The organism is Brevibacterium sp. NPDC056726 (genome assembly GCF_042790515.1).
In the GTDB taxonomy this organism is placed as follows: Bacteria; Actinomycetota; Actinomycetes; order Actinomycetales; family Brevibacteriaceae; genus Brevibacterium; species Brevibacterium sanguinis.
The window spans coordinates 1-24,940 of record NZ_JBHTYZ010000002.1 but is presented as its reverse complement, the minus strand read 5'-3'; the positions used below and the strand labels follow the sequence as shown (position 1 = coordinate 24,940).

The 24,940-nt window shown below is 69.1% G+C and carries 23 protein-coding genes; 6 read left to right on the top strand and 17 right to left on the bottom strand.

Translation table 11 applies throughout. The annotated features are described in order from the left end of the window. Positions 1-64 precede the first annotated feature (64 nt). Positions 65-2,593, top strand: a complete 2,529-nt coding sequence (locus ACFQ91_RS03620) for a UvrD-helicase domain-containing protein (RefSeq protein ID WP_198498251.1) — start codon at positions 65-67, stop codon at positions 2,591-2,593. A 115-nt stretch (positions 2,594-2,708) separates the two neighbouring features. On the opposite strand, the gene ACFQ91_RS03615 is transcribed toward ACFQ91_RS03620, so the two are convergent. From ACFQ91_RS03615 to purN, 4 genes are all read right to left on the bottom strand, one after another. Beyond that, positions 2,709-2,891 (bottom strand): antitoxin, encoded by a 183-nt coding sequence (locus tag ACFQ91_RS03615; protein WP_137826786.1) that lies wholly within the window; start codon positions 2,889-2,891, stop codon positions 2,709-2,711. 230 nt (positions 2,892-3,121) lie between these two features. Further along, entirely contained in the window at positions 3,122-3,373 is a 252-nt protein-coding gene (locus ACFQ91_RS03610; protein WP_232623533.1) for a hypothetical protein, read from the bottom strand. A gap of 91 nt (positions 3,374-3,464) precedes the next feature. Next, the gene (purH, locus tag ACFQ91_RS03605) at positions 3,465-5,012 is read right to left on the bottom strand and encodes a bifunctional phosphoribosylaminoimidazolecarboxamide formyltransferase/IMP cyclohydrolase (RefSeq protein WP_198498250.1); all 1,548 of its coding nucleotides are present in this window, start codon (positions 5,010-5,012) and stop codon (positions 3,465-3,467) included. Further along, entirely contained in the window at positions 5,009-5,671 is a 663-nt protein-coding gene (purN, locus tag ACFQ91_RS03600) for a phosphoribosylglycinamide formyltransferase (RefSeq protein WP_198498249.1), read from the bottom strand. Before purN ends, purH begins: the two co-directional genes overlap by 4 nt. A gap of 93 nt (positions 5,672-5,764) precedes the next feature. Between purN and ACFQ91_RS03595 the strand changes: the two genes are divergently transcribed. Beyond that, complete coding sequence (locus ACFQ91_RS03595; protein ID WP_137826783.1) at positions 5,765-6,217, top strand: hypothetical protein; 453 nt, start codon at positions 5,765-5,767, stop codon at positions 6,215-6,217. A 113-nt stretch (positions 6,218-6,330) separates the two neighbouring features. Here the strand turns inward: ACFQ91_RS03595 and ACFQ91_RS03590 are convergent, their stop codons facing one another. Continuing rightward, positions 6,331-7,551 carry a DUF6350 family protein gene (locus ACFQ91_RS03590; RefSeq protein ID WP_198498248.1) on the bottom strand — a complete coding sequence of 407 codons (1,221 nt, stop codon included), beginning with the start codon at positions 7,549-7,551 and terminating at the stop codon, positions 6,331-6,333. 117 nt (positions 7,552-7,668) lie between these two features. Between ACFQ91_RS03590 and ACFQ91_RS03585 the strand changes: the two genes are divergently transcribed. Further along, on the top strand, positions 7,669-9,906 hold the full coding sequence (locus ACFQ91_RS03585) for a hypothetical protein (protein ID WP_232623532.1): 2,238 nt from the start codon (positions 7,669-7,671) through the stop codon (positions 9,904-9,906). Between the two features lie 112 nt (positions 9,907-10,018). Here ACFQ91_RS03585 and ACFQ91_RS03580 read toward each other — a convergent pair whose 3' ends face one another. The 10 genes from ACFQ91_RS03580 to clpS all read right to left on the bottom strand — a co-directional run bounded on the left by ACFQ91_RS03580 (position 10,019) and on the right by clpS (position 19,910). Further along, on the bottom strand, positions 10,019-11,437 hold the full coding sequence (locus ACFQ91_RS03580; RefSeq protein WP_198498247.1) for an amidase: 1,419 nt from the start codon (positions 11,435-11,437) through the stop codon (positions 10,019-10,021). A gap of 24 nt (positions 11,438-11,461) precedes the next feature. Then, complete coding sequence (locus ACFQ91_RS03575; RefSeq protein ID WP_198498246.1) at positions 11,462-13,240, bottom strand: ABC transporter ATP-binding protein; 1,779 nt, start codon at positions 13,238-13,240, stop codon at positions 11,462-11,464. A gap of 1 nt (position 13,241) precedes the next feature. Then, positions 13,242-14,150, bottom strand: coding sequence for an ABC transporter permease (locus ACFQ91_RS03570; protein WP_198498245.1), 909 nt, complete (start codon positions 14,148-14,150; stop codon positions 13,242-13,244). Continuing rightward, complete coding sequence (locus ACFQ91_RS03565) at positions 14,147-15,094, bottom strand: ABC transporter permease (RefSeq protein ID WP_198498244.1); 948 nt, start codon at positions 15,092-15,094, stop codon at positions 14,147-14,149. Before ACFQ91_RS03565 ends, ACFQ91_RS03570 begins: the two co-directional genes overlap by 4 nt. 12 nt (positions 15,095-15,106) lie before the next feature. Next, a complete protein-coding gene (locus ACFQ91_RS03560) occupies positions 15,107-16,606 on the bottom strand; it encodes an ABC transporter substrate-binding protein (RefSeq protein ID WP_198498243.1) in 1,500 nt (499 codons plus the stop codon). A gap of 145 nt (positions 16,607-16,751) precedes the next feature. Continuing rightward, positions 16,752-17,357, bottom strand: coding sequence for an RdgB/HAM1 family non-canonical purine NTP pyrophosphatase (gene rdgB, locus ACFQ91_RS03555; RefSeq protein WP_198498242.1), 606 nt, complete (start codon positions 17,355-17,357; stop codon positions 16,752-16,754). Further along, complete coding sequence (rph, locus tag ACFQ91_RS03550; protein ID WP_198498241.1) at positions 17,354-18,079, bottom strand: ribonuclease PH; 726 nt, start codon at positions 18,077-18,079, stop codon at positions 17,354-17,356. The genes rdgB and rph overlap by 4 nt, the downstream gene beginning before the upstream one ends. Positions 18,080-18,198: 119 nt before the next feature. Beyond that, complete coding sequence (locus ACFQ91_RS03545; protein WP_198498240.1) at positions 18,199-19,020, bottom strand: MBL fold metallo-hydrolase; 822 nt, start codon at positions 19,018-19,020, stop codon at positions 18,199-18,201. After that, a complete protein-coding gene (locus tag ACFQ91_RS03540; RefSeq protein WP_198498239.1) occupies positions 19,017-19,601 on the bottom strand; it encodes a DUF2017 family protein in 585 nt (194 codons plus the stop codon). The genes ACFQ91_RS03545 and ACFQ91_RS03540 overlap by 4 nt, the downstream gene beginning before the upstream one ends. A 3-nt stretch (positions 19,602-19,604) precedes the next feature. Next, entirely contained in the window at positions 19,605-19,910 is a 306-nt protein-coding gene (gene clpS, locus ACFQ91_RS03535) for an ATP-dependent Clp protease adapter ClpS (protein WP_140955566.1), read from the bottom strand. Between the two features lie 52 nt (positions 19,911-19,962). Here clpS and ACFQ91_RS03530 point away from each other — a divergent pair, with 52 nt between their 5' ends. Further along, on the top strand, positions 19,963-21,282 hold the full coding sequence (locus ACFQ91_RS03530) for a nicotinate phosphoribosyltransferase (protein ID WP_198498238.1): 1,320 nt from the start codon (positions 19,963-19,965) through the stop codon (positions 21,280-21,282). Between the two features lie 7 nt (positions 21,283-21,289). Here ACFQ91_RS03530 and ACFQ91_RS03525 read toward each other — a convergent pair whose 3' ends face one another. Both ACFQ91_RS03525 and ACFQ91_RS03520 read right to left on the bottom strand, forming a co-directional pair. Continuing rightward, a complete protein-coding gene (locus tag ACFQ91_RS03525; protein WP_198498237.1) occupies positions 21,290-23,071 on the bottom strand; it encodes a DEAD/DEAH box helicase in 1,782 nt (593 codons plus the stop codon). Further along, a complete protein-coding gene (locus ACFQ91_RS03520) occupies positions 23,072-23,326 on the bottom strand; it encodes a DUF3039 domain-containing protein (RefSeq protein WP_137826860.1) in 255 nt (84 codons plus the stop codon). 31 nt (positions 23,327-23,357) lie between these two features. Between ACFQ91_RS03520 and ACFQ91_RS03515 the strand changes: the two genes are divergently transcribed. Together ACFQ91_RS03515 and ACFQ91_RS03510 are read left to right on the top strand one after the other, a co-directional pair. Then, positions 23,358-23,873: a flavin reductase family protein gene (locus ACFQ91_RS03515; protein ID WP_198498236.1), complete on the top strand. Its 516-nt coding sequence runs from the start codon at positions 23,358-23,360 to the stop codon at positions 23,871-23,873. 131 nt (positions 23,874-24,004) lie between these two features. After that, on the top strand, positions 24,005-24,661 hold the full coding sequence (locus ACFQ91_RS03510; RefSeq protein ID WP_198498235.1) for a GNAT family N-acetyltransferase: 657 nt from the start codon (positions 24,005-24,007) through the stop codon (positions 24,659-24,661). Positions 24,662-24,940: the final 279 nt, after the last annotated feature.

The following is a 24,940-nucleotide window of genomic DNA, read 5'->3' as shown; positions in this document are numbered from 1 at the left end:
GGATGTCTGCCGACGGTGAGGGCGTCCCCTCGCGTCAGCGGCGACCGGTATCGTGGACTCCGACATGACTGAGAACTCCTCCATCACGGCTGCCTCCCCCGCCGACGAGCTGCTGTCGGGACTCAACCCCCGCCAGCGCGAAGCCGTCGTCCACACGGGCTCTCCCCTGCTCATCGTCGCCGGCGCCGGGTCCGGCAAGACGACGGTGCTCACGAGGCGCATCGCCTACGCGCTGGCCACCGGACGTGCGCACCCGGGCGAGATCCTCGCGATCACGTTCACGAACAAGGCAGCGAAGGAGATGGCCGAGCGCGTCTCGGCGATCGTCGGACCCGCCTCGCGCTCGATGTGGGTCTCGACGTTCCACTCCTCGTGCGTGCGGATCCTCCGGCGCGAGGCGAAGACGCTGGGCATGAAGTCGAACTTCACGATCTACGACGCCCAGGACGCGCAGCGCCTCGTCGCGCAGATCCTCAAGGAGCTCGGTCTCGATTCGAAGAAGTACGCCCCGCGGGCGATCCTCCACCGGATCTCGAACCTCAAGAACGAGCTCCAGACGGCCGAGGACTTCGTCCCCCGTCCCAACAATCCGGCCGACGAGGTGCTCGCCGACGTCTTCCGCCGCTACACCGCGCGCCTCAAGCTCGCCAACGCCTTCGACTTCGACGACCTCATCGCCGAGACCGTCCACCTCTTCGGCGCCTTCCCCGAGGTCGCCGACTACTACCGGCGCCGGTTCCGGCACATCCTCGTCGACGAGTACCAGGACACGAACCCCGCCCAGTACGCGCTCATCCGCGCCCTGGCCGGTGACGGCGCCGGGGGCTCCGGCGGTGCCGAGCTCACCGTCGTCGGCGACGCCGACCAGTCGATCTACGCGTTCCGCGGGGCGACGGTGCGCAACATCGTCGAGTTCGAGAAGGACTTCCCCGCCGCCGAGGTGGTCCTCCTCGAGCAGAACTACCGGTCGACGCAGAACATCCTCGACGCCGCGAACGCCGTCATCGCCAACAACCAGGACCGCAAGGAGAAGCGTCTGTGGACCTCCGAGGGCGGAGGCAAGCCGATCGTCGGCTGGGTCGCGGAGAACGAACAGGCCGAAGCACGGTTCGTCGTCGACCACATCGATGAGCTCATCGACGACGAGAAGTACACGTACGGCGACTTCGCCGTCTTCTACCGCACGAACGCCCAGTCCCGCGCGATCGAGGACGCCCTGGTCCGCTCGGGCATCCCGTACAAGGTCGTCGGCGGCACGCGCTTCTACGAGCGCCGGGAGATCAAGGACGCCCTCGCCTACCTCCGCGTCATCGCCAACCCCGACGACGACGTCAACCTCCGGCGCATCCTCAACGTGCCCAAGCGCTCGATCGGCGACCGCACCGAGGGCATCATCGCCGACTTCGCCGACCGGGAGGGCATCAGCTTCTACGCGGCCCTCGGTCGCCTCGAGGAGATCCCCCACCTGCCCTCGCGGGCGCAGACCGCGGTGCAGAAGTTCTACGACCTGCTGAGGGATCTCTCCGCGACCGCCGAGGCGGCTCCCGTGTCCCGTGTCATCGAGGCGATCCTCGAGCAGAGCGGGTACCTCGAGTCCCTTCAGAAGAGCACGGACCCGCAGGACGAGTCGCGGGTCGACAACCTCGCCGAGCTCGTCGCCGTGGCCGAGGACTTCGCCGCCACCCGCACGATCGCCGCCGCCGATGATGAGGAGACCGCGGAATCCGACGCCGTTCCCTCCGACGCCGTGGAGGCGAAGGGCGACGACACGAGCGCTGCACCAGAGCCGGAGGATGCCCTCGCCGAGGCGACCGCCGAATCCGGTGCCGACGCTGAGTCCTCCGACGTCGAGTCCCCCGCCGAGGCGGCCGGCAGCTCGTCGATCGATGCGTTCCTCGAGCAGGTCGCCCTCGCCTCGGACACCGATCAGATCCCCGACGCCGAACTCGGTCAGGTCACGCTGATGACCCTGCACACGGCGAAGGGCCTCGAGTTCCCCGTCGTCTTCCTCACCGGACTCGAGGACGGCGGCTTCCCGCACGCGCGGTCCTTCGAGAATCCGAGCGAGCTCTCCGAAGAGCGTCGCCTCGCCTACGTCGGCCTCACCCGGGCCCGCCAGCGGCTCATCGTCACGCGTGCCGAGACCCGCAGCATGTGGGGCCAGCCGCAGTACAACCCGCCGAGCCGGTTCCTCACGGAGATCCCGGAGAACCTCATCGAGTGGGAGAGCACCGGCAGCTTCTCCTCGGCGCTCGGCAGCGGCGGGGGCTTCGGCTCAGGATCGCGCGGCTTCGGCTCCGGCGGCTACGGTTCGGGCAGCGGCTACGGCGGCGGGTCGACCCGCGGTTCCGGATCATCGCGCAGCAGCCGGTCGTCCTCGTCGACGGCGGGCGGCTTCCCCAACCGCATCCGCCCCAACCGCGAAGTCATCTCCGTGTCCGTGGGTGAGAAGGTCTCCCACGAGTCATTCGGCCTCGGCACCGTCACCGAGGTCAACGGCGTCGGCGACAAGGCCGTCGCCGTCGTCGACTTCGGCTCGCTCGGCACGAAGCGCCTCCTGCTCCGGTACGCGCCGGTCGAAAAGCTCGGCTGAGTCGACTCCTCAGGTGTCCGGGCGCGAAACCGGTGCCCGGACACGAAGAAGCGCCGAGGTGAAATCGCTTCCACCTCGGCGCTCATCCATGCCGGACGCGGCTATGGATTGAAGATCATTCGTTGCCAATCGCACCGTCGGCGCCGTCGCGGCCCTGGTTGATCTGGTCCTCGAACTTGCCTCCGGAAAGGTTGTTGGCTGCGTCAGCGCCCTTGTCCAGGCCCTGGTCGCTGAGTTCTTCACCCTTATCGCTATTCAAGGCGTCCTTGGCTTTGTTGGTGAGGTCATCAAATCCCATGCTGTCTCCTTTCATCGGAAGAGGCCCTCTCGGACCTCCTGACGCAGTCCACGATGCCACTTCCCGCGCCCGAGACAAGGTGGGGAGCCGGATTTCACAGCCACCTCACAAAGTGACGAAGGTCGCAACTACAGTAGCCTGCCTCCGTCAGGCGTCGCTCCTGGTGGACTCCGGTGCGAGGTCGGGGCACTCACACGGCGGAGACTGCAACGGTGTGTCCGGGCCGCGGCTCAGCGGGTCTGGGGGACGACGAAGGCGAGTCCGACGAGGAGGACGGCGAAGATCAGGCACGTGAGAATGTCGACGGTCTTCGACCTGTTGCCCCAGAACTCGCCCCAGGGTGCCGGCATCGCGCGCAGCATCGCGAGTCCTGCCGGGACGGCGGCGAGCACGATGGCCGCCAGGCGGAAGTCGATGAACGCCGAGGCCGCGGCGATGACGATGGCGACGAGACAGGCCAGCAGCACCCAGTCCTTCGACACCGGGTGGGCGTACCGGCGCTTCCAGTAGATCCAGCGCTTGGCGACCGCCCCTCTCCCCCGCCGGGCATGGCGGGGAGAGGTGCGGGTGCGCTCAGTGGAAGAAATGGCGGCTCCCCGTGAGATAGAGGGAGACGCCCGCGGCCTCGGCGGCGGCGATGACCTCGTCGTCGCGGATCGATCCGCCCGGCTGGACGACGGCAGTGACCCCGGCGGCGAGGAGGATCTCGAGGCCGTCGGCGAACGGGAAGAACGCGTCGGAGGCGGCGACGGCCCCGGCGGCGCGTTCGGCCCCGGCACGGTCGACGGCGAGCTTCGCGGAGTCGACGCGGTTGACCTGTCCCATGCCGACGCCGACCGAGGCCCCGTCCTTCGCGAGCAGGATCGCGTTGGACTTCACCGCCCGGCAGGCCTTCCACGCGAATTCGAGGTCGGCGAGGACCTCGGGCGTCGCCGCCGGTCCGGCCGCCAGCGTCCACGCCTCCGCGGAGTCGCCGGCGGCCTGGAAGACGTCGCGGTCCTGGACGAGGAAGCCGCCGGTGATCTGCGTGAGCTCGCGGGCCGGGAAGTCGACGTCGCCGAGTTCGATGAGGCGGAGGTTCTTCTTCGCGGCGAGGATCTCGAGAGCCTCGGGCGAGAACGACGGTGCGGCGAGGCATTCGGTGAAGATCGGCTTGATCGATTCGGCGAGCGCGGCGTCGACCTCGCGGTTGACGGCGATGACTCCGCCGTAGGCCGAGAGCGGGTCGGAGGCGTGCGCGGCCCGGTGCGCCTCGGCGGGGGTGTCGGCGACGGCGATGCCGCACGGGTTCGCGTGCTTGATGATCGCCACGGCGGGACGGTCGAAGTCGAAGGCGGCGCGGATCGCGGCATCCGTGTCCGTGTAGTTGTTGTAGGACATCGCCTTGCCGCCGAGCAGTCTCGCGCCGGCGATTCCCCGGGTGCCGTCGGTGTAGACGGCGGCTCCCTGGTGGGGGTTCTCACCGTAGCGGAGGTCGTCGAGCTTGACGCCGGTCAGTCCCGCGAAGTCCGGCTGCGTTCCCTCGGCGGCGAGTTCCCCGGCGAACCAGGCGGCGACCTGGGAGTCGTAGGCCGCGGTGTGGGCGAAGGCGCGAGCGGCGAAGGCCCGTCGGGCCCCCTCGTCGAAGCCCTCGGCGGCTGCCGCATCGACGACCGCAGCGTAGTCGGCCGGGTCGGTGACGACGGTGACGGTGGGGTGGTTCTTCGCGGCCGCCCTGACCATCGAGGGACCGCCGATGTCGATCTGCTCGATGCAGTCGTCGAAGCCGGCGCCGCTGGCCACGGTGTCGGCGAACGGGTAGAGGTTGACGACGACGAGGTCGAACGGCGCGATCTCGAGTTCGTCGAGCTGCTCGAGGTGATCGGGCTTGCGCGAATCGGCGAGGATCCCGGCGTGCACGCGCGGGTGGAGGGTCTTGACCCGACCTTCGAGGGTCTCGGGGAAGCCGGTGAGCTCCTCGACCTTCGTGACGTCGACCCCGGCATCGGCGATCCGCGCCGCCGTCGATCCTGTGGAGACGATCTCGACCCCGGCCGCGGCGAGCCCACGGGCGAGCTCCTCCAGACCGGTCTTGTCGTAGACGCTGATGAGCGCTCTCCTGATCGCGCGGGTTCCTGTCACTGATCCTCCTTGGGGTGCGGTGTGGATGGAGTCGGGTCGGACGGTCGGGCTCGGTAGCCCTGCACGCGGCGACCGTCGATGTCGAGGTCGTTGTCCGTGAGGAACGCCAGCAGTCGGACGACCTCCTCGCGTTCGCGGGTCTTGATGCGCTCGTGCACGGTCTCCTCGGTGTCGCCGTCGTGCACGGGGACGGCGAACTGCGTGATGATCGGCCCGGTGTCGACTCCGGCGTCGACGAGGTGGATGGTCCCCCCGGTGACCTTGACCCCGTGCGCGAGCGCGTCCCGGACGCCGTGGGCCCCGGGGAACGCGGGCAGCAGTGCGGGGTGGGTGTTGATGATGCGATCGGGGAAGGCGGAGATGAATTCCTCGCCGAGGATGCGCATGAATCCCGCGGACACGACCCAGTCCGGGGCGAAGTCCGCGACGGTGTCGCGCAGCGTCCGGTTCCACTCCTCCCGGGTCGCGCTGTCCCGGGGGCGGACGACGAAGGTCGGGATGCCCGCCGCTTCGGCCCGGGCGAGGACACCGGCGGTTGCCGCATCGGAGCCGATGCCGACGATCTCGACACCCGCCTCGGCGCGGGCGGGCCCGGCGAAGGCGTCGATGACGGCCTGGGTGAGGGTGCCTGAACCGGAGGCCAGGAGAACGATGCGCACGGATCCATTCTATCCACGCGTCGGCCCGTGCCCGTCCCGGGTGCGCTGCTCCGCGCCGAGGCGTTTGCCAGTCGACTGTGACAAAATGTGGGGGTGACGTCACCGAACAGCACCGAAGAGAAGAACGCCCCCACTCCTGAAGAGGAGAGGCAGGCAGCGCCCGCGCGACACGGACTCATCCTCGTCCTCCTCGTCCTCGCCGCCGTGCTGACGTTCACGTACCCGCTGCCGTTCAAGCTCGCCGCGGCCGGTTTCGCGATCGCCGCCATCGTGTGGTCGATCCGCTACATCATCGCCGTGGTCAGGGCGAAGCAGCGTCGCAGCATCTCACTCGGCGTGCTCGGCGGACTGCTGAGCATCTACCTCATCTTCTCCACGATGTCCTCCGTCGTCCTCTGGCCCGTCCAGACGGCGTACGAGGAGTGCGTCCGGGATGCGATCACCCAGCAGGCCGAGCTGACGTGCGCGAGCGACTACGAGACCGGACTCGGCGACTGGTTCCAGCAGATCACCGGACAGGAACTCGATCTTCCCGGCTCGAACTGAGCCGGCGCTGAGCCGCCGGGCAGTGGTGACCCGACCAGCGGCGCGCGCGTCCCGCCGAGCCGCTGGTCGGCGTTGAGCTGACCCGGCCGCGGCGGCATCCGACCTTGTGAGTTTCAGAGCTCCTCGTGGTCGGCGGCCTCGACGGCGTCGTCGAACTGCATGTGCGAGAGCTTCGTGAGCACGAGTCCGAGGCTGAGCCCCACCCCGATCCACCCGCAGACGGCGAGCGCCGAGGTCAGCGGGGAGGGTCCGAAGGCCGCCAGGCCGAGCGGTCCGATCGCTCCCCGGGAGAACAGGGCGATCGTCTCGGCGGTGACGAAGAGGATCCCGCCCGCGATCGCCAGTCCCGTCCACGATGCCGCGTGAACGGCCCGGGCGTGGGTGCGGCCGATGACGACGCTGCCGACGCCGAGGAGGACGAGCAGGGCCGGTGCGGCCCTCGTCCACACCGGGTAGTCGCCGACGAGCAGCTCGAGGACGGGCACCGGCGGAACCGGGCCGGAGACCGTGCTGAACACCGAGCTCACCCCGCCGGCGCCGATGCTCACCCCGGTCCCCGCGATCCACGACAGGGCGCCGAAGAGGGCGCCGGGGGCGAAGAGCAGCTGGAGGACGGTGAGTCCGATGCCCGCCGACAGGGGCGAGCTGTAGGATCCCATCGCCTCGGCGAGGTCGGACCAGCGCAGGACGAGGGCGGCGCCGATGACGACGACGGCGAGGGAGGCCGCACCCCACAGGACGCGCCGGGCCAGAGCGACGGCCGTCTGCCACAGTGCGGGATCGAGGTCGGCGAACCATGGGATGTCGACGACGCCGCGGGCCCGGACGTAGCCTGCGGCGAACGCGGTGACGAGGAGCACGAGTAGTCGGAGGAAGCCGAGGGGGGTCATCGTCGCCTCGCCGACGATGAGGGACAGGGCCACGAGCGGACCGGCGTAGGCGAGCGCGAACCCGGCGAGCGCCATCGCGCACATCGCCCACCAGGGGGTCTCCTCTCCGTCGTCGGAGCGGATCGGATCGGCGTCCGAGAGGGTCGAGACGAGCCGGGACGCTCCGGCGGCGAGGAGCAGCCACACGCCGAGGGTGACGAGCCCGGGGGCAAGCGAGAAGTCGAACCCGATCGTCGAGACGCTCAGACCGTGGACGACCGCCCACAGGGCGAACGCCCACTCGGGAATGATCGAGTAGTCGAGCTGAGCGCCCAGCCCGACGATCCAGAAGACCGTCGCGACGACGAACGCCGAGGGGATGACGATGAGGTCGAGGCGGAAGGCCTCGACCAGTCCGAGGAGGACGGGATGGCGCGTGGTGCTCTGATGTGGAGAAGTGTGCATCGTTTCCATTTTCGCTGACCGACAGTCGACTTCCCGGTATTGACCGCGCGAAACTCATCTCAGGGACGTACAATTGCGCCAGAACGCGCGTGTCGGAAGTTAAGGAAGCAGCGAGCGATGAGCAATGGGAATGACGAACAGAACGTTCCGCCACCACCCAATCAGCCCCCGGGTCGCAACGGCGCCGGAGACGGCAAGGACCCATCGACGCCTGCCGACAGCGATGCGGTGAACGCAGGCTCGGGTTCCGATGCGACCTCGGCGGGCGGCCCCGCAGAGTCCGCGAAGGGCACGCCTGCCGGGCCAGCGAAGGGCACCGAATCCACTGGGGACAGCGCCCGGCCGGTCGGTCGTGACGCCGGCAAGACCGACGCTGGCGCGTCCGCCGGAGCGGACAAGTCGGACGCTGCGGTGAAGCCCGGCGGTGCAGAGAAGTCGGACGGCACAGACAAATCGGACGGCGCAGCGAAGTCCGCTGACGCACAGGCCCCGAGTGATGACACCGTGGCGATGCCCGCCCCCTTCTCCGCGGATCGTTCCGAGTCCGCGAACCGGCCGGAGTCAGCCACTGGCGGCGAATCGTCCTTCGGCGACAGCGCCCCGCCGCTGCAGACGCCCGGCGGCCAGTCCGGCCCCCGGGATCAGAGTGCCTCCGGACCGGGCGAGCGCCCCGGCACCGGCGGTCGTGCCGATGCGCAGCCGTCCGCCCCGCAGTTCGGCGCCCAGAACAGCAGCGCCGCGGGTCACGGTTCCCCCGGGAACGGTCCGCAGGGCAACGGCCCACAGAGCAATGCACCGCAGGGCGACGGCCGACCGAACGGTGGTCCCCGACCGGATGACCGTCAGGGCAGCGGCGCGGCTCCGTTCGGTGCCGCGGCAGCCGGCGGCGTGGTCGGCGCGAGCTCCGCGTATCCGAACGGTCCTGCGCAGAATGGCCCTGCACAGAATGGGCCGGGCCAGAACGGTCCAGGCCAGAGCGGTCCTGCGCAGAACGGCCCCGGCCCCTATCAGCCCGGACCAGGCCAGAACGGACCCGGCCAGGCGGGCGGCAACGCGTACGGCAGCAGCTCGTACGGCAACGGTCCCTACGGTCAGACGAATCCGTACCAGTCCCCGACGGGCTCCGGACCTCAGACCGCCTCCGGACCTCAGACCGCCTCCGGACCCCAGACCGGGTCGGGCCCCCGGACCGGGTCGGGACCCGGATCGTCGCAGGCGCTGCCCCAGCCGGCTCCGGCCCCCGGGTTCTCAGGCGGCACGACAGCCACCTCGCGGGCCGCGGCGCGTCCGACGAAGAAGAAGGGCAAGCTGCCCCTCTTCATCGCCCTCGGCTCGGTTCTCCTCGTCCTCGTCCTCGTGCTCGTCGGGTTCCTCGTCATCAACTCGGTGAACAAGAACAACTACGGTCCCGACACCGTCGCCGAGGACTACGTGGCGGCCCTCAACAAGGGCGACTTCGCCGCGGCGGAGAAGATCGCCCCGTCCCCGCGCCCCGAGGGCACGAACATGGACCTGCTGTCGAAGAACTTCACCGACGCCTCCTCGGCGAAGATCGAGAACGCCAAGGTCGAGACCTCACAGGTCGACGGCGACAGCGGCAAGGTCACCGTCACCTACGAGCTCGACGGCAGCACGTACAACGTCGACCTGCCCGCGAAGAAGGACGGCAAGCAGAACCTCTTCTTCGACAAGTGGACGCTCACGGGTCCGGCGCTCCACGTCATCTCGCTCGACGTGCCCGCGGCCGACGGCCTGAAGATCAACGGCACCGACTACACGGCGCAGGCAGGCACGACCGCCTTCGCCGTCTACCCGGGCAACTACGACTTCTCGATCCCGGCGAGCAAGTGGGTCTCCGAGGCCTCCGACACGGCTGCGGCGAACTTCCCGCAGGCGTACGCCCCGGGCGATCAGCCGAGCACCGACCAGGTGTCGCCGCTCACCCTCAATCTCGCCCTGTCCCCGACGCCTGATTTCGAGAAGGAAGTCCAGAAACAGGTCGAGGCGGAGCTCAACAAGTGCTTCGACAACAAGGACATCAAGCCCAAGTGCAAGTTCATCAAGTTCGATCCGACGCAGATCCCCGTCGGCGGCACCGATGACAAGCTCGAAGACCTCGCGAAGGACAACACCGCGAAGTGGACCATGAAGAAGATGCCGCAGGTCAAGGCCTCCTTCGGCATGGGTGACACGAACACCGGGTCGTTCTTCACCGAGACCAACGGCACGTTCGACTTCAGCGTCGACGGCAAGGCCGCCGGTTCCTCGTACTTCTCCAACGACAACCCGCTGTCGGTCTCCGGCAGCGTGAACATCGAGGGCGACACACTCACAGTCGAGTTCTTCGACTTCTGAGCCGCCGCTGACGGCCGCAGACGCTGAGGGCCGGGACTCCGCTGCGGAGTCCCGGCCCTCAGCGTCTGCGCATCCGGGTGCCGGCTACCGGAGGACGATCAGCTGCGGGGCCTCACCCGAGGTCGGCCGGCTGCGGGGCGGGAATGCCCGCCGCAGCCTCGAACCACATGCCGGCGGCCATGACGAGCCGGTCGGCGAACCGACAACCTGCGATCTGCACGCCGACGGTCCGGCCGTCACCGGTGTACCCGCCGAGGACGACGGCCGCCGGCTGCTCGGACATGTTGAAGGGCATCGTGAAGCCGATGTGCCCCATCTTCTCGCTCGCGTCCGGATACGGCATCGGCCACTCGGCGGGAAAGGACGCCCCGGGGGCGACCGGCGAGAGCACGAGGTCGAACCCGTCGGTGGCAGCGACGGTGCGGCGCCGGATCTCCTGCACGCTGTGATAGCAGTCCATGAGCGTCGTGCCCGTGACGTGGGCCCCGCCCTGCGCCCATTGGCGGATGTAGGGCAGGATGAGATCCTGCTCGGCGAGCGGCAGAGCGCGCAGGTCGTTCCATGACCGCACCCGCCAGAACAGGTCCATGTCCCCCAGCAGGTCGTCGTCGATGAATGGGTCGACGTCGACGACCTCGGCACCGGCGGCGGCGAACGTCCGCCCCGCCTCGGCGATCACCGCGGCGACCTCCGGGACCACCGGCTCACCGCAGCCGGCGTCGAGCTGGAGACCGATCCGCAGTCCCTGCGGCGAGAAGGCCGCGTCCGGGGTCAGCCCGGCAGGTCCGAGGTCCTCCTCGGCATCGGCGGCGAACCTCGGCAGCCGCGAGTAGTCGCGGTCATCGGGCGCGGAGATGACGGGCATCACCGCTGCGACATCGGCCATCGACCGGGCGAGCGGACCCGCACAGCGTCCGAGGTAGGGGACGTCGAGTGGAACCCGACCGAAGCTCGGTTTGAGACCGGCCAGCCCCAGCCACGTGCACGGCAGGCGGATCGACCCGCCGATGTCCGAACCGATGTGGATCGGGCCGTACCCGGCCGCGGCCGCGGCTCCGGCGCCCGCGCTCGACCCTCCCGTCGTCAGGCTCGGATCGAGCGGGGAGCGGGTGATCCCGTGGAGGGAGGAGACTCCGGAGGAGAGCATCCCCCAGTCCGGCATCGTCGTCGACCCGACGATGACGGCACCGGCCTCCTCGAGTCGTGCGGTGATCGGCGCATCGTGGTCGGCGACGGGAACCTCGACCCAGGCATGTCCCGAGGGCATCGGCACTCCCCGGCGCGCGATGTTCTCCTTGATCGTCACCGGCACTCCGTCGAGGCGACTGAGCGGGCGGTTCTCCCGCCACCGCTTCGCACTCGCTTCGGCGGCCGCTGTCGACCGCGCATCATCGCGGTGGACGAGGGCGTTGATGACCGGTTCCCACGCGTCCATCCGCTCCGCCACGTCGGCCAACACGTCGCGCGGATCGAAGTCCCCGGCGGCGAAGCCCGCGGTCATCTCCGCGGCTGAGCGGTCGGCCAAGGTCATCGTCGTCCTTCTCTCTTCTCGGGGTCAGCGGGCGCCGGCGAGCGCCTCGGCGAGGTTGGGCGTCGCCGCGATGAGGCTTCTCGTGTACTCCTCACGCGGGTGCGCGTAGACGCACTCGGTCGTGCCGGCCTCGACGATGCGGCCGTCCTTCATGACGATGACGTCCGAGCACAGGTGCCGGATGACGCCGAGGTCGTGGGAGACGAAGACGAGGGTGAGGGCGTAGTCGTCGACGAGGTCGCTGAGCAGATTGAGCACCTGCGCGCGCACGGAGACGTCGAGGGCGGAGACCGGTTCGTCGGCGACGAGGATCTGCGGGCGGGAGACGAGGGCGCGGGCGATCGAGATCCGCTGCCGCTGACCGCCGGAGAACTGGTGCGGGTACCGGCGCATCGTGGCCGGGTCGAGGTCGACGGCGCGCAGCATCTCCTCGACCCTGGCCTCCCGCTCCTCCCGGCCGATGCCCTTGGCGATGAGGGGTTCGGCGACGATGTCGGCGATGCGCATGCGCGGGTCGAGGGAGGCGAACGGGTCCTGGAAGACGATCTGCAGGTGCTCCCGCAGGGTCTTCAGCTCTGCCGCGGACGCCGATTCGACAGTGATGTCGCCGACGCGCACGTGCCCGGTCGTCGGGGTGTCGAGGCCCGCGAGGATGCTCAGCAAGGTCGACTTCCCCGACCCGGATTCGCCGACGATGCCAAGCCGCTGTCCGCGGGCGACGCTCAGGTCGATGTTCTCCAGGGCCTGGACGGGCCTGCGGCGGCGGAAGAGGAGACCGCCCGAGCGGTAGAGCTTCGAGACGCCGGCAACGTCGATGAGCGGGTCCGGGTCTCCCTCCTCGGGTGCCCGCGGTGCCCGGTCGACGATATCGTGCGCCGAGGCGGTCGCCGGCCCCTCCGTCACCTCAGCGGCGGGCGGCGGGGCGAATCTCGAGAACCTGTCCGCCCGCTCGGTTCCGCCGGGCCCCGCGTACTCCCCCGCGGTGCGCAGGGTGAAGAGCCGTCCGTTCTCATCGGTGGCCTCGAGATCCGAGGAGGCGAGGAGGCCGCGGGTGTACGCGTGCTGGGGATCGGTGAAGACCTCCGCGACGCTGCCGGTCTCGACGATCCGGCCCCGGTGCATGACGATGACCCGCTCGCAGATGCCGGCGACGACGGCGAGGTCGTGGGTGATGAAGAGGAGTCCCGCCCCCACGGCTCCGACGCGTTCGGAGATGAGGTCGAGCATGTGCTTCTGCACCGTGACGTCGAGCGCCGTCGTCGGCTCGTCGCAGATGAGCAGGCGCGGCGAGTTCGCGAGCGCGATCGCGAGCATGACCCGCTGCCGCTGGCCGCCGGAGAGCTGGTGCGGGTAGGCGAACCGCGCCCCGTCGGGGTCGGGCATGCGCACGCTGACGAGGAGCTCCCGGACCCGCGCGGGGATCTCAGTCCGCGGCACGCCGCCGTGGAGGCGGAGCACCTCGGCGATCTGGTCTCCGACGCGCATGAGCGGGTTGAGCGCGCTCATCGGCTCCTGGAACACCATCGAGACGAGGTCCGAGCGCATCCGGGCCAATCGGCGTTCGCTCGCCTCGAGGACGTTGCCGTCGAAGCCCGCCAGGGTCACGGAGCCGGTGGCGGAGAGCTCCTCGGGCAGCAGCCCCATGATCGACAGCGCGGTCAGGGACTTCCCCGATCCGGACTCCCCGATGAGTCCGACCCGCTCCCCCGGCGCCATCGTCAGGGACACGCCGTCGACGACGGGGGTGTCGGCATCGGCCGGGGTGATCGTCAGCCCGGCGACGTCGAGGAGGGTCTCGGCCATCTCAGCGCACCTCCATCTTCGGGTCGAAGCGGTCCCGCAGCCCGTCGCCGAGGAGGTTGAATCCGAGGACGGCGAGCGCGATGAACAGGCCCGGCCACAGCGCGAGCTCGGGGTGAGTGGTGAGGAACTGCTGGGACTCCTGGAGCATCCGTCCCCATGACGGCACCGGCGCTTGGGTGCCGAGACCGAGGAAGGACAGCCCCGCCTCGGCGAGGACGGCGATGGCGAACGTCACGGACGCCTGGACGATGACCATGCCGGCGATGTTGGGCAGGACGTGGACGACGGCGATCGCACCGGGGCTGCGATTGGCGGCGCGGGCCGCCCGCACGTAGTCGGAGCCGAGCACCTGCAGCGTGCCGGAGCGGGCGACGCGGGCGAACCCGGGGATCGAGGCGATGCCGACGGCGGCCATCGCCGGTCCGGTGCCGGGTTGGTAGACGGCGGCGAAGATGATCGCCAGGAGCAGGGCGGGGAAGGCGAGGAGGATGTCGTTGGCGCGCATGATCGCCGCGCCGATCCACCCGCCCCACGGGTACTGGGCGAAGACGGCGGCGAGGATGCCGATCGGGGTGCCGATGAGCAGGGCGATGCCGACGGCGACGACGCCGACCATGAGCGTGATCCGCGCACCGTACATGATCCACGTCAGGGTGTCGCGGCCGAACCGGTCGGTGCCGAAGGGGTGCGCCGGGCTCGCGGATTCGAGGCGCGCGGCGGGGTCGACGGCGCCCGGGTCGTACGGGGTCCAGACGAAGGAGACGAGCGCGAGGGCGACGATGAGGACGACGAGGACGCCCCCGATGAGCAGCGGCGCACCGAGGCGGCGCCGTCTCCGCCGGCCGGGGGCGGAGGGCGCTGCCGCGGCGGGGTCGGTGGCGACGGTGTCGCGCGGGTTGGGCTCGCTCATGCGGCATTCCTCAGTCGCGGGTCGACGACGGGATAGAGGAGGTCGACGATGAAGTTGATGATGAGGACGAGGACGATGAGGACCATGACGATGCCCTGGACGGTGAGCAGGTCCCGGTTGGCCACGGCCCGCACGAGCTCCGAGCCGATGCCGGGGAGGACGAAGATCTGCTCGATGACGACGGCGCCGACGAGGAGGGTCGCGAGCTGGACGCCGGCGACGGTGATGACGGGGATCGCGGCATTGCGCAGACCGTGGGCGAAGAGCGCCCGAGTGCGGGTCAGGCCCTTCGCCCGGGCGGTGCGGATGAAGTCCTCCCGCATGACGTCGAGGACCGCCGAGCGGACGTAGCGGGTGAGGATCGCGGCCTGGACGAGAGCGAGCGCCACGACGGGGAGGACGAGGCCTGCGAGGAAGTCGCCGAAGCCCTCGATCGGCGCCGTCCACCCCTGGGAGGGGAACCATCCCAGGGTGAGGGAGAAGACCATGACGAGGAGGATGGCGGCGAGGAAGTTGGGGATCGCGATCCCGATCTGGCTGAGACCGGAGATCGTCGCGCCCACCCAGTTGCGCTGCTCGAGGGCCGCGAAGGTGCCCAGCGGCACGGCGATGGCGACGGCGAGGACGATCGCGGTGACGACGATGATCGCGGTGACCTGGACGCTGTCGACGATGACCGGGGTGATCTGCGTGCCCGTGACGTACGAGGTGCCGAAGTCGCCCTGGACCATGCCGCCGACCCAGTCGAGGTAGCGGACGATCGGGGGCTCATCGAGACCGTACTGGGCTTCGAGGGCGGCGACGGCCTCCGGCGTCGCGTTCGTCCCCAGCGCCACCTGAGCCGCATTGCCCGGCAGGACGCTCATCAGCGCGAAGACGATCACCGAGGCGACGAGGAGGGAGAGGAGGAACTGGACGAACCGACCGAGGATGTAGGCGAGCATGGGCGACGGGTCTCACGCCCAGCTGAGATCGGCGATGCGGAAGGCGTCGGAGACGCGGTTGGCCGGGATCCCGCTGACGTCGGCCTTCGCGACGACGAGGTTGGGGAAGAGGAAGAGGAAGTCGGCGGCGGCATCCTCGGTGATCGTGCGCGCGATGTCCTTCATGCCGGAGATGTACTCCTCCTCGGTGCCGGTGTCGGCCTTCTCCGCGAGCTCCTTGATTCTCGTGTCGTCGTAGCCGGTGTAGTAGTCGGAGGAGAACACCGTGAGCAGGTCGCGGGGTTCGGCGTGGTTGATCACCGACATGTCGTAGTCGTGCTTCGTGAAGGTCTTGTCGAGCCACACGGCGGGGAACTCCTGCGTCTCGATCCTCGCTCTCAGCCCGACGGCCTCGAGCTGGGAGGACACGATCTCGGAGATCGCCTTCGCATACGGCAGGTTCGGCACGGTGAAGGCGAACTCCTCGCCGCTGATGCCCGCCTCGTCGACGAGCGTCTTCGCCTTCTCCGGGTCGTAGGGCCACACCTGAGTGAGGTCCTCGTAGTAGGGGTCCGTGGGCGGCACCATCGACCCGATGAGCTCCCCGTAGCCGGCCCACGCGGTGTCGAGCACGGCCTGGCGGTCGACGGCGTACATCACGGCCTCGCGGGCGGCCTTGTCGGCGAAGATGCCCTCGGCGTTGTTCATCGAGAGGACGACTTCGCCGTTCGTCGTCCCGGACACGATCTGGTACTCGTCGCTCTGGAACTCGCTCGCGAGCTCCGGGGCCTGCAGGTTCGAGACGACGTCGATCTCCCCGGACTTCAGGGCGTTCGCCGCCGACACGGCGTCCTTGAAGTACTTGAACTCGACGTTGGCCACCGCAGGCTGCTCACCCCAGTAGTCGTCACGGGCGACGAAGTCGATGGACTGACCGCGGGTGAACGCGTCGACGGCATACGGGCCCGTCCCGATCGCCTGGTTCGCCAGGTCGTCGGTGCCGGCGGTGTCGAAGACGGCGCCGACGAGGGTGGTGAGGTTGAACAGCCACATGTTCGACGGCTTCGCCAGGGTGATCTCCACGGTCGAGTCATCGGGGGTCGCGATCTCCTCGACGATGTCCATCTTCGACTTCAGCGGATTCTGCCACTCGTTCTGCACGCGTTCGTACGAGTACTTCACGTCCTCGCTCGTCAGCTCCGCGCCGTTGGAGAACGTCACACCGTCGCGCAGGGTGAACGTGTAGGTCCGCCGGTCATCGGAGACGTCCCACTCCTGCGCGAGGGCGGGCTGGATCTTGCCCTGCTCGTCGACGCGGACGAGGGATTCGTAGACGTTCTCCATGAGCGCCTCGGGGATCGCCACCCCGGAGGTCGAGGTGAAGTCGAGGTTGACCGGTTCGGCGGTGAACGCGATCGCCATCGAGTCGTTCTGCCCCTCCCCCGGGTCCGAGGCTCCCGCGGAGCACGCTGACAGGAACAGGGTCGCAGCGGCTGCGGCCGCGACCAGGAGTGTGGCGCGCGGAGTCTTCATCGTTCACCTCGTAGTTCGGGATGCCCATCGGCTCTGTCAGTGTATCCGAGCCCGGACCCCGTGAACGTGGCGGGGGTCACATCGTGAGCGGCTGATCTGGAACGGGACTGCCGCCTACAGTCAGGACCCCGTCACCGAGGCGGTCTCAGAGCCCCGATTCGGCGCCGAGGATCGCGGCGAGCGCGTCGAAGGCGATGCGCCGGTGCGAACGCGCGTTCTTCTCCTCCGGCGTCATCTCGGCGGCACTGATCTCCGACCCGCTGGGGACGAAGATCGGATCGTAGCCGAATCCGCCGTCCCCGGCCGGAGCGGTCGCCAGGTGCCCGGGCATGACGCCCTCGGTGACGAATTCGCGTCCGTCGGGGGTGACGGCGGCGGCAGCGCAGCGGAACTGGGCGCCGCGGTGCTCGACGGCGATGTCGGAAAGCTGGGCGAGGAGGAGCTCGAGGTTCGCGGCGTCGTCTCCGTGCCGGCCGGCCCAGCGGGCGGAGAAGATGCCCGGGGCCCCGCCGAGGACGTCGACGGCGATGCCGGAGTCATCGGCGATCGCCGTCTTCCCGGTGGCCCGCGCCGCGGCCCGGGCCTTGATGAGCGCGTTCTCCTCGAACGTCACCCCGGTCTCGGCGACATCGGGCAGTCCCGCCTCGGCGGCGGTGAGCACCGTGGTGTCCTCACCGAGGACGGGCAGGAGGATGGAGAGGAGCTCGCGCTTCTTCTTCTCGTTGTGGGTGGCGAGGACGAACGTCGTCATCGGCCGAGCACTTCGACCTGGAGTTCGGTGAGGTCCGCACAGCCCTTCGCGGCGAGGTCGAGGAGGGCACCGAGTTCGTCCCGGTCGAACGGGGCGCCTTCGGCGGTGCCCTGGACCTCGACGAACTTGCCCGACCCGGTCATGACGACGTTCATGTCGGTCTCGGCCGTCGAGTCCTCGACGTAGGGCAGGTCGAGGACGGGCGTGCCCTCGACGATGCCGACGCTGATCGCGGCGACGGAGTCGATGAGCGGGCGGTTCGCGGCCGGGATGATGCCGCTCGAGCGTCCGCGCTCGATGGCATCGGCCATCGCGACGTAGGCGCCGGTGATCGACGCGGTGCGGGTGCCGCCGTCGGCTTGGAGGACGTCGCAGTCGAGGACGAGGGTGTTCTCCCCGAGCTTCGTCATGTCGATGACGGCGCGCAGGCTGCGGCCGATGAGGCGGGAGATCTCATGGGTGCGGCCCCCGAGCTTGCCCTTGACGGATTCGCGGGTGCTGCGGGAGTCCGTGGCGCGCGGGAGCATCGCGTACTCCGCGGTCACCCAGCCGCGGCCCTGGCCCTTGAGCCAGCGGGGCACGCCCTCGGTGAGGGAGGCCGCGCACAGGACGCGGGTGTTGCCGAACTCGATGAGCGCCGAGCCCTCGGCCGTGGTGATCCAGTTGCGGGTGATCTTCACATCGCGGAGTTCGTCCGCCTGTCGTCCGTCGGCACGCGTCATGGTTCGTCCGTCCTCAGTCTCGGTGGGTGGTGGGTCGGTGTTCGATGGCTCTGTGGGTGGTGGCTCTGTGGGTGATGGCTGGTCGGTGGTCGGTCGTCAGCGGAGTCGGCGAGGCGGCCTCACACGGTCCACCAGGCTCCGGGCTTCGCGAGTTCGATGGGTCCACGGTACTCGCCTGCGGCTTCGCCGCGGACGATCGTGCAGTTCGTCCACACCGGGATGTGGGTGAGCACGAGCGACTTGACGTCGGCGGTCGCTGCGACCCGACCAGCACGGCGACCGGTGAGGTGGACGCCGCGCACGGTGTCCCGGCCCTCCTGGAAGGCGGCTTCGCAGAGGAAGAGGTCAGCGCCTGCGGCAGCGGCGACGAGGTTGTCGCACTCGTCGGTGTCGGCGGAGTAGACGAGCACCCGGCCGGCGGCATCGGTGATCCGCAGCGCGTAGGTCTCGACGGGATGGGCGACGAGGAAGGCCTCGACGGTGAGCGACCCGATGGTCATCACGGCCCGGTCGTCGAGGTCGACGAACTCGAAGGGCCGGCCGAAGTCGGTGTCCTCGCAGCCCTCTGCGACCGGGGACTTGCCCGGCGGCGTCTGGTAGGCCCGGGTCAGCCGCTCTTTCGCCCCGGCCGGGGCGAGGACGGTTGTGCGGGTCCTGATGGTGCCGGTGTCGGTGATATCGCCGCTGAAGAAACGCGGGTCGTAGCAGTGCCGGACGTAGAGCCCCATCATGTCCATGCAGTGGTCGGGGTGGAGGTGGCTGAGCACGACCGCGGACACGGAGTCGAGGTCGACGGCCTGCTGGAGCGGGGTCAGCGCCCCGGATCCGAGGTCGAGCACGATCCTCGTCGGGGACTCCTCGTCGGTTTCGACGAGGTAGCAGCTGGCGGCGGATCCGGGTCCGGGGAACGAACCGGCGGTGCCGAGGGCGGTGAGTCTCATGCGTCGTCGTCCCCCTGCATCTCCGCGAGCAGGGTCGTCGTCAGACGGTCCTGGATCCAGGTCAGGAAGTCGTAGAGGGTGAGGGTGAGCTCTTCGGATTCGTCGAGGTCGCCGCGGCGGGCGTACGTCTCCTCCTGGGCCTCCTCGGTGTCGATGCCCAGGCGCACGGCGAGGACGAGCCGCAGGTCGTTGAGCCCCTTCATCCATGCGAGGACCTCGTCGCGGGTCAGGGTGATCGCGGCTCCGCGGCGCAGGCCCATGAGGATGATCCGCACGTTGTGCGCCTTCGCCTGGGCGAGGTCGAACTCGGTGAGGCGGCGGAACTCCGCGGACCGCTCCTCATCGAGGGGGTCGACGTCGGGGAAGAGGCGGAGCAGGGCCGGGTCGTCGGGTCGGGGCCGCTCGATGAGGCCGAGGCGGGCCTCCCAGTTCTCCGAATCGGGTCGGCTGTCCTCATCGCCGTCCTCGGTCTCCTCGGTCAGCAGTGCGGCGAGGTCGGTGAAGACGGTGAGCATGAGGGAACGTTCGTTGTCCTCGAGTCTGAGGACGACGTCGTCCCCTCGAGCATCTATCGCGGCCATGCGTCAGTCGGATCCTGTATCTGGTTGGCACGCGGCCCACAGACCGAATTCGTGCATCGCTTGGGTGTCGCGCTCCATCTCCTCGCGCCCGCCGGTGGCGACGACGGAGCGCCCGTTCTCGTGGACTTCGAGCATGAGCGTGTGCGCCTTCTCCGCGGAATAGCCGAAGTAGCTCTGGAAGACGTAGCTGACGTAGCTCATGAGATTGACCGGGTCGTTGAAGACGACGGTCTTCCATGGTCGGGCCCTGTCCTGGTCGGTGCGCTCCCGGACATCGGGCTCGAGGACAGGGGTCGTTGGATTGCTCACGTTTCCACAATACGGCAGATCGCCGAGGCTGTCGTGACGTAAGATCGCGCCTATGAGTGATCTCACACGCACCGGTTCCACTGCGTTCTTCACCGATCAGTACGAATTGACGATGGTGCAGGCCGCCTTGAGATCCGGAGCTGCTCACCGCCGCAGCCTCTTCGAGGTCTTCGGCCGCAGCCTTCCCGCCGGACGCCGCTACGGCGTCGTCGCCGGCACCGGTCGCATCCTCGAGATGCTCGGGGACTTCCGCTTCGACGATGAGCAGCTGAGCTTCCTCAGCCGTGAGCAGATCGTCGACAGGGAGACCATCGACTGGCTCGCGAACTACCGGTTCACCGGCACGATCCGCGGGTACGCCGAAGGGGAGATCTACTTCCCGGGCTCACCGCTGCTGACGATCGAGGCGAGCTTCGCCGAGGGCGTCATCTTGGAGACCCTCATCCTCTCCGCGCTCAACTACGACTGCGCGGTCGCCTCGGCGGCCTCCCGCATGGCGCAGGCCGCCGGTGATCGTCCGTGCGCGGAGATGGGCGGGAGGCGGACGAACGAGCATGCCGCCGTCGCTGCCGCCCGCGCGGCCGTCATCGGCGGGTTCTCCTCGACGTCGAACCTCGCCGCGGGCCTCGAATACGGGCTGCCGACGATCGGCACGTCGGCCCATTCGTTCACGCTCCTCCACGACTCCGAACGCGAGGCGTTCGCCGCGCAGCTCTCGTCATTGGGCACCGACACGACGCTGCTCCTCGACACCTACGACGTCGAGGAGGCGCTGCGGACGGCGATCGATCTCGCCGGCGACCGCCTCGGCGGGGTCCGCATCGATTCGGGTGACCTCATCGAGCAGGCCAGCGAGGTGCGGGCAGGCCTCGATCGCCTCGGGGCGACGGACACGACGATCACGGTGACGAGCGACCTCGACGAGTATGCGATCGCCGCGCTCGCGGCCTCCCCCGTCGACGCGTACGGCGTCGGCACCCGGGTCGTCACCGGGTCAGGGGCGCCGGCGGCGGGACTCGTCTACAAGCTCGTGGCCCGCGCCGACGAGGCGGGGACGTGGACGGCGGTGGCGAAGAACTCCAGCGGCAAGCCCTCCCGCGGCGGTCACAAGGAGGCCAGGCGCCTCATCGATGGGGCGATCGCCGTCGAGGAGGCCGTCGGCATTCCCGACCTGCCCGCCGATCTCGACGACGGCAGGCACCTGTCGGTCGACCTCGTCGTCGCCGGTGAGGTCGATGAGTCGTTCACCGGTCCCGGCGGGGTGAAGAAGGCGTGCGCCCGCCACGACGAGTCGCTGGCCGAGCTGCCGCGGTCGGCCCGCCGCCTCCAGGACGGCGAGCCGGCGATTCCCACGGTCTTCTACGCGAACTGAGGCCGCGTCACTTCCGGCCGATGAACCAGCCCTGAAGCTTCTTGATCCGCGCCTGGATCTGCTCACGGGTGGCCTGGGCGACTGCCGGGCCGCCGCACGCCTTGCGGAGTTCGACGTGGACGTTCTTGTGCGGGGTGCCCGTCCGCCGCGACCACGCGCCGACGAGGCTCTGGAGCTGATCGCGCTCCTCCTTCATCGCCCGGTGCTCGAGTTCGCTGGTGTGGACCTCCGCCGCGGGCGGGGCCGCCGCGGTCTTCCGCTGCGCCTGCCTGGCCTGCTGGGTGCGCAGCAGCTCGTGGACCTGTTCGGGTTCGAGGAGGCCGGGGATGCCGATGAAGTCGAGTTCGTCCTCGGAGCCGATCGCGCCACCGGTGCCGAACTCACCGCCGTCGAAGAGCACCCGGTCGAAGAGCGCCTCGGCGCCGAGGGCTTCGAACGACCCGAGCTGATCGGATGCGCCCTCGTTGCGATTGGCCTGTTCGAGGGCCTGATCGTCGAAGACGACGACGTCGTTCTCGTCCTCATTCCGCGGCCGGTCGAGGGCGTGGTCGCGTTCGACCTCCATCGTGTTGGCCAGGGCGAGGAGGATAGGGACCGAGGGGAGGAACACCGAGGCGGTCTCCCCGCGTTTGCGGGCGCGCACGAAGCGGCCGATGGCCTGCGCGAAGAAGAGCGGGGTCGACGACGAGGTCGCGTAGACGCCGACGCACAGGCGCGGGACGTCGACGCCTTCGGAGACCATGCGCACGGCGACCATCCACCGGTCCGTCGAGTTCTGGAACTCCTCGATGCGCGCCGAGGCGCCGGCTTCGTCGGAGAGGACGACGGTGGGCCTCTCCCCCGTGAGTTCGCGCAGCACCTTCGCATAGGCGCGGGCGGCGTCCTGGTCGGTGGCGATGACGAGGCCGCCGGCGTCGGGGACCGTGCGGCGGACCTCGGTGAGCCGGATGTCGGCGGCCTTGAGCACGGCCGGGATCCAGTCGCCGGCGGGATCGAGCGCGGTCCGCCAGGCCTGGGAGTTGATGTCCTTCGTCGTCTCCTCGCCGAGGACGTGCGACATCTCGTCTCCGGCCTTCGTCCGCCAGGACATCGCACCGGCGTAGGCGAGGAAGAGGACGGGGCGGACGACGGAGTCCTTGAGTGCGCGGCCGTAGCCGTACGAGTAGTCGGCGACGGAGGTGCGGATGCCCTCGGCGTCGGGGGCATAGGTGACGAACGGGATCGGCGAGGTGTCCGACCGGAACGGGGTGCCGGTCAGCGACAGGCGCCGCACCGCCGGACCGAAGGCCTCTCGCACGGCGTCGCCCCAGGACAGGGCGTCACCGGCGTGGTGGACCTCGTCGAGGATGACGAGGGTGCGCCCGGCAGCGGTGCGGTTGTGGTGGAGCGTCGGCTTCGCGGCGACCTGGGCATAGGTGAGGGCGACCCCGTGGTATCCGGGGGCGTGCTTGCCCTGCGAGTTCTTGAAGTGCGGGTCGAGTTTGATGCCGACGCGCGCGGCCGAATCGGCCCACTGGACCTTGAGGTGTTCGGTGGGCGCGACGACGGTGACGCGGTTGACGACGCGCTGGGCGAGGAGCTCAGCGGCCAGGCGCAGCGCGAACGTCGTCTTGCCGGCGCCCGGGGTCGCCACGGCGAGGAAGTCCTTGGGCTGATCCCGGAAGTAGAGGTCGAGGGCCTCGGCCTGCCATGCGCGCAGTTTGCCGGCCGTTCCCCACGCTGCGCGCTCGGGGAAGGCCGGTGAGAGCTGTTCGGCGGCGGAGGTCCCGGGGAGACGTTCCGCGGCCATCTACTCCTTGGGTCCTTCAGGCATCGATTCGAAGATCTCTTTGCACTTCGGGCAGACGGGGAAGCGCTCGGGGTCCCGGCTCGGCACCCACACCTTTCCGCACAGGGCGATGAGCGGAGTGCCCGTGACCATGGACTCCATGATCTTGTCCTTGGGCGCGTAGTGGCTGTACCGTTCGTGGTCACCGGGTTCGACAAGCTGCTCGCTCTGCTCGCGCTCGATCGTCGCCGAACCGCCTGTAGCTGGATAGGTCATGGCTCCATTGTAGTTCCCTAGAATGAGAACCATGGATCGGTCCCACGAGTATTCGCTCACAGAGCGCTACCAGGAGCTCAGTGACGACATCGCCGCCGCCGTCGCCGTGGTCTCGGCCAGGCGCGGGCAGGCGGCGCACGCGATCACCGTCGACTCGTTCCTCGATGTCTCCTATGATCCGCCGACGATGGCGGTGAGCATCTACTCGGGGTCGCGGATGATGGAGACCTTGGAGATGAGCGACCATTTCGCGATCTCCGTCCTCGCCTCCGATCAGCGGGATCTCTCCGAGCGCCTCGGCGCCTCGGGTCAGCCGCTCTACGGTGCGCTCGGCGGGATCGGGAACTTCCCCGCGCCCCGGTCGGGACAGCCCGTGCTCGACGGCGCGATCGCCTGGTTCGAGCTCCGGCTCACCGACATCCTCGAGGTCGCCACCCACAGTCTCGTCGTCGGGGAGGTCATCGCCCTCGGAGCCGGCGCCGACAGCGGCAAGTCGCAGCCGCTGTTGCGGTGGCGCAAGGCGTACGGCACCATCGGCCCCCGCTGACCCTCCCCTCCCCGCACCGCGATAGGTGCGCGACGCGTCGCTCCCAGCACGCGGAGTCCCCTTTCGTCACGCTGAACCCCCTACGTGACGCTGCGCCCCATTTCGGGATCCCTGAGCCTTAGACTCGGGGCATGGACTTGGCAGCGATCTGGCCGCCCTTCGGGCTGCGCATCACGATGGGAACGATGGAGCTCACGCCGACACGGGAGTCCGATTATCCCGAGCTCGCGGAGATCGCCCGTGGTGGAGTCCGACGTGACGATGCGCCGGCGTTCCTCGTCGACTGGGATTCGGGAACCGATGAGGAGATCGCGAAGAACATCGCTCACTTCCAGTGGGCCACTCGGGCGAACTTCTCACAGCAGGAGTGGACGATCGAGTTCACCGTCCGAGTCGACGGACGGGTCATCGGCCTGCAGGGCATCACCGGCAAGGACTTCCTCGCCACGAAGTCGGTGACGACAGGATCGTGGTTGGCACGGGTCGAGCAGGGTCAGGGGTATGGGACGCAGATGCGTCGTGCCGTCGTCACCGCCTTCGCCGAGAACTTCGACGTCGAGGTCTTCCATACCGCGCATATCGACGGCAACGATGCGAGTCGCCGGGTCTCGGAGAAGCTCGGCTATTCTCCGAACGGGCAGAAGCGCATCGTCGTCCAGGACGGCAACGCGCACACGGAGCATCAGTTGGTGCTGCCGGCTGCCGACATCATCCGCGGGCCCGAGCCGGTCGAGGTCACCGGCACCGAGGCAGTCCGCCGTTTCCTCGGACTCGACACCCCGACCTGAACGCAGCAGGCACCACCGCCGGCCCGAAGCCCGATCCGATGGGTGAATGCAAAAAGTGGGGACCTCACCAGTCCCCCACCACCACACCAACCGGCCCGACACTCGGTCCGGTGCGTGAATGCAAAAAAGGGAGGGAACCCTGGTCCAACCAATTGTTGAACCAGGATCCCCTCCCCCAAAGAATATTGCGGCAGTCACTTACTCTCCCACAACCACCAAGTTGCAGTACCATCAGCATGACATGGGCTTAGCTACCGGGATCGGAACGGTTAACCGGGC

Excerpts from the sequence above, each read along its gene's own strand:
- ACFQ91_RS03620 (WP_198498251.1), top strand. The coding sequence starts at position 65 with ATGACTGAGAACTCCTCCATCACGGCTGCCTCCCCCGCCGACGAGCTG.
- ACFQ91_RS03615 (WP_137826786.1), bottom strand. The coding sequence starts at position 2,891 with ATGGGATTTGATGACCTCACCAACAAAGCCAAGGACGCCTTGAATAGC.
- ACFQ91_RS03590 (WP_198498248.1), bottom strand. The coding sequence starts at position 7,551 with ATGCACACTTCTCCACATCAGAGCACCACGCGCCATCCCGTCCTCCTC.
- ACFQ91_RS03585 (WP_232623532.1), top strand. The coding sequence starts at position 7,669 with ATGAGCAATGGGAATGACGAACAGAACGTTCCGCCACCACCCAATCAG.
- ACFQ91_RS03580 (WP_198498247.1), bottom strand. The coding sequence starts at position 11,437 with ATGACCTTGGCCGACCGCTCAGCCGCGGAGATGACCGCGGGCTTCGCC.
- ACFQ91_RS03575 (WP_198498246.1), bottom strand. The coding sequence starts at position 13,240 with ATGGCCGAGACCCTCCTCGACGTCGCCGGGCTGACGATCACCCCGGCC.
- ACFQ91_RS03570 (WP_198498245.1), bottom strand. The coding sequence starts at position 14,150 with ATGAGCGAGCCCAACCCGCGCGACACCGTCGCCACCGACCCCGCCGCG.
- ACFQ91_RS03565 (WP_198498244.1), bottom strand. The coding sequence starts at position 15,094 with ATGCTCGCCTACATCCTCGGTCGGTTCGTCCAGTTCCTCCTCTCCCTC.
- ACFQ91_RS03560 (WP_198498243.1), bottom strand. The coding sequence starts at position 16,606 with ATGAAGACTCCGCGCGCCACACTCCTGGTCGCGGCCGCAGCCGCTGCG.
- rdgB (WP_198498242.1), bottom strand. The coding sequence starts at position 17,357 with ATGACGACGTTCGTCCTCGCCACCCACAACGAGAAGAAGAAGCGCGAG.
- rph (WP_198498241.1), bottom strand. The coding sequence starts at position 18,079 with ATGACGCGTGCCGACGGACGACAGGCGGACGAACTCCGCGATGTGAAG.
- ACFQ91_RS03545 (WP_198498240.1), bottom strand. The coding sequence starts at position 19,020 with ATGAGACTCACCGCCCTCGGCACCGCCGGTTCGTTCCCCGGACCCGGA.
- ACFQ91_RS03540 (WP_198498239.1), bottom strand. The coding sequence starts at position 19,601 with ATGGCCGCGATAGATGCTCGAGGGGACGACGTCGTCCTCAGACTCGAG.
- ACFQ91_RS03530 (WP_198498238.1), top strand. The coding sequence starts at position 19,963 with ATGAGTGATCTCACACGCACCGGTTCCACTGCGTTCTTCACCGATCAG.
- ACFQ91_RS03525 (WP_198498237.1), bottom strand. The coding sequence starts at position 23,071 with ATGGCCGCGGAACGTCTCCCCGGGACCTCCGCCGCCGAACAGCTCTCA.
- ACFQ91_RS03520 (WP_137826860.1), bottom strand. The coding sequence starts at position 23,326 with ATGACCTATCCAGCTACAGGCGGTTCGGCGACGATCGAGCGCGAGCAG.
- ACFQ91_RS03515 (WP_198498236.1), top strand. The coding sequence starts at position 23,358 with ATGGATCGGTCCCACGAGTATTCGCTCACAGAGCGCTACCAGGAGCTC.
- ACFQ91_RS03510 (WP_198498235.1), top strand. The coding sequence starts at position 24,005 with ATGGACTTGGCAGCGATCTGGCCGCCCTTCGGGCTGCGCATCACGATG.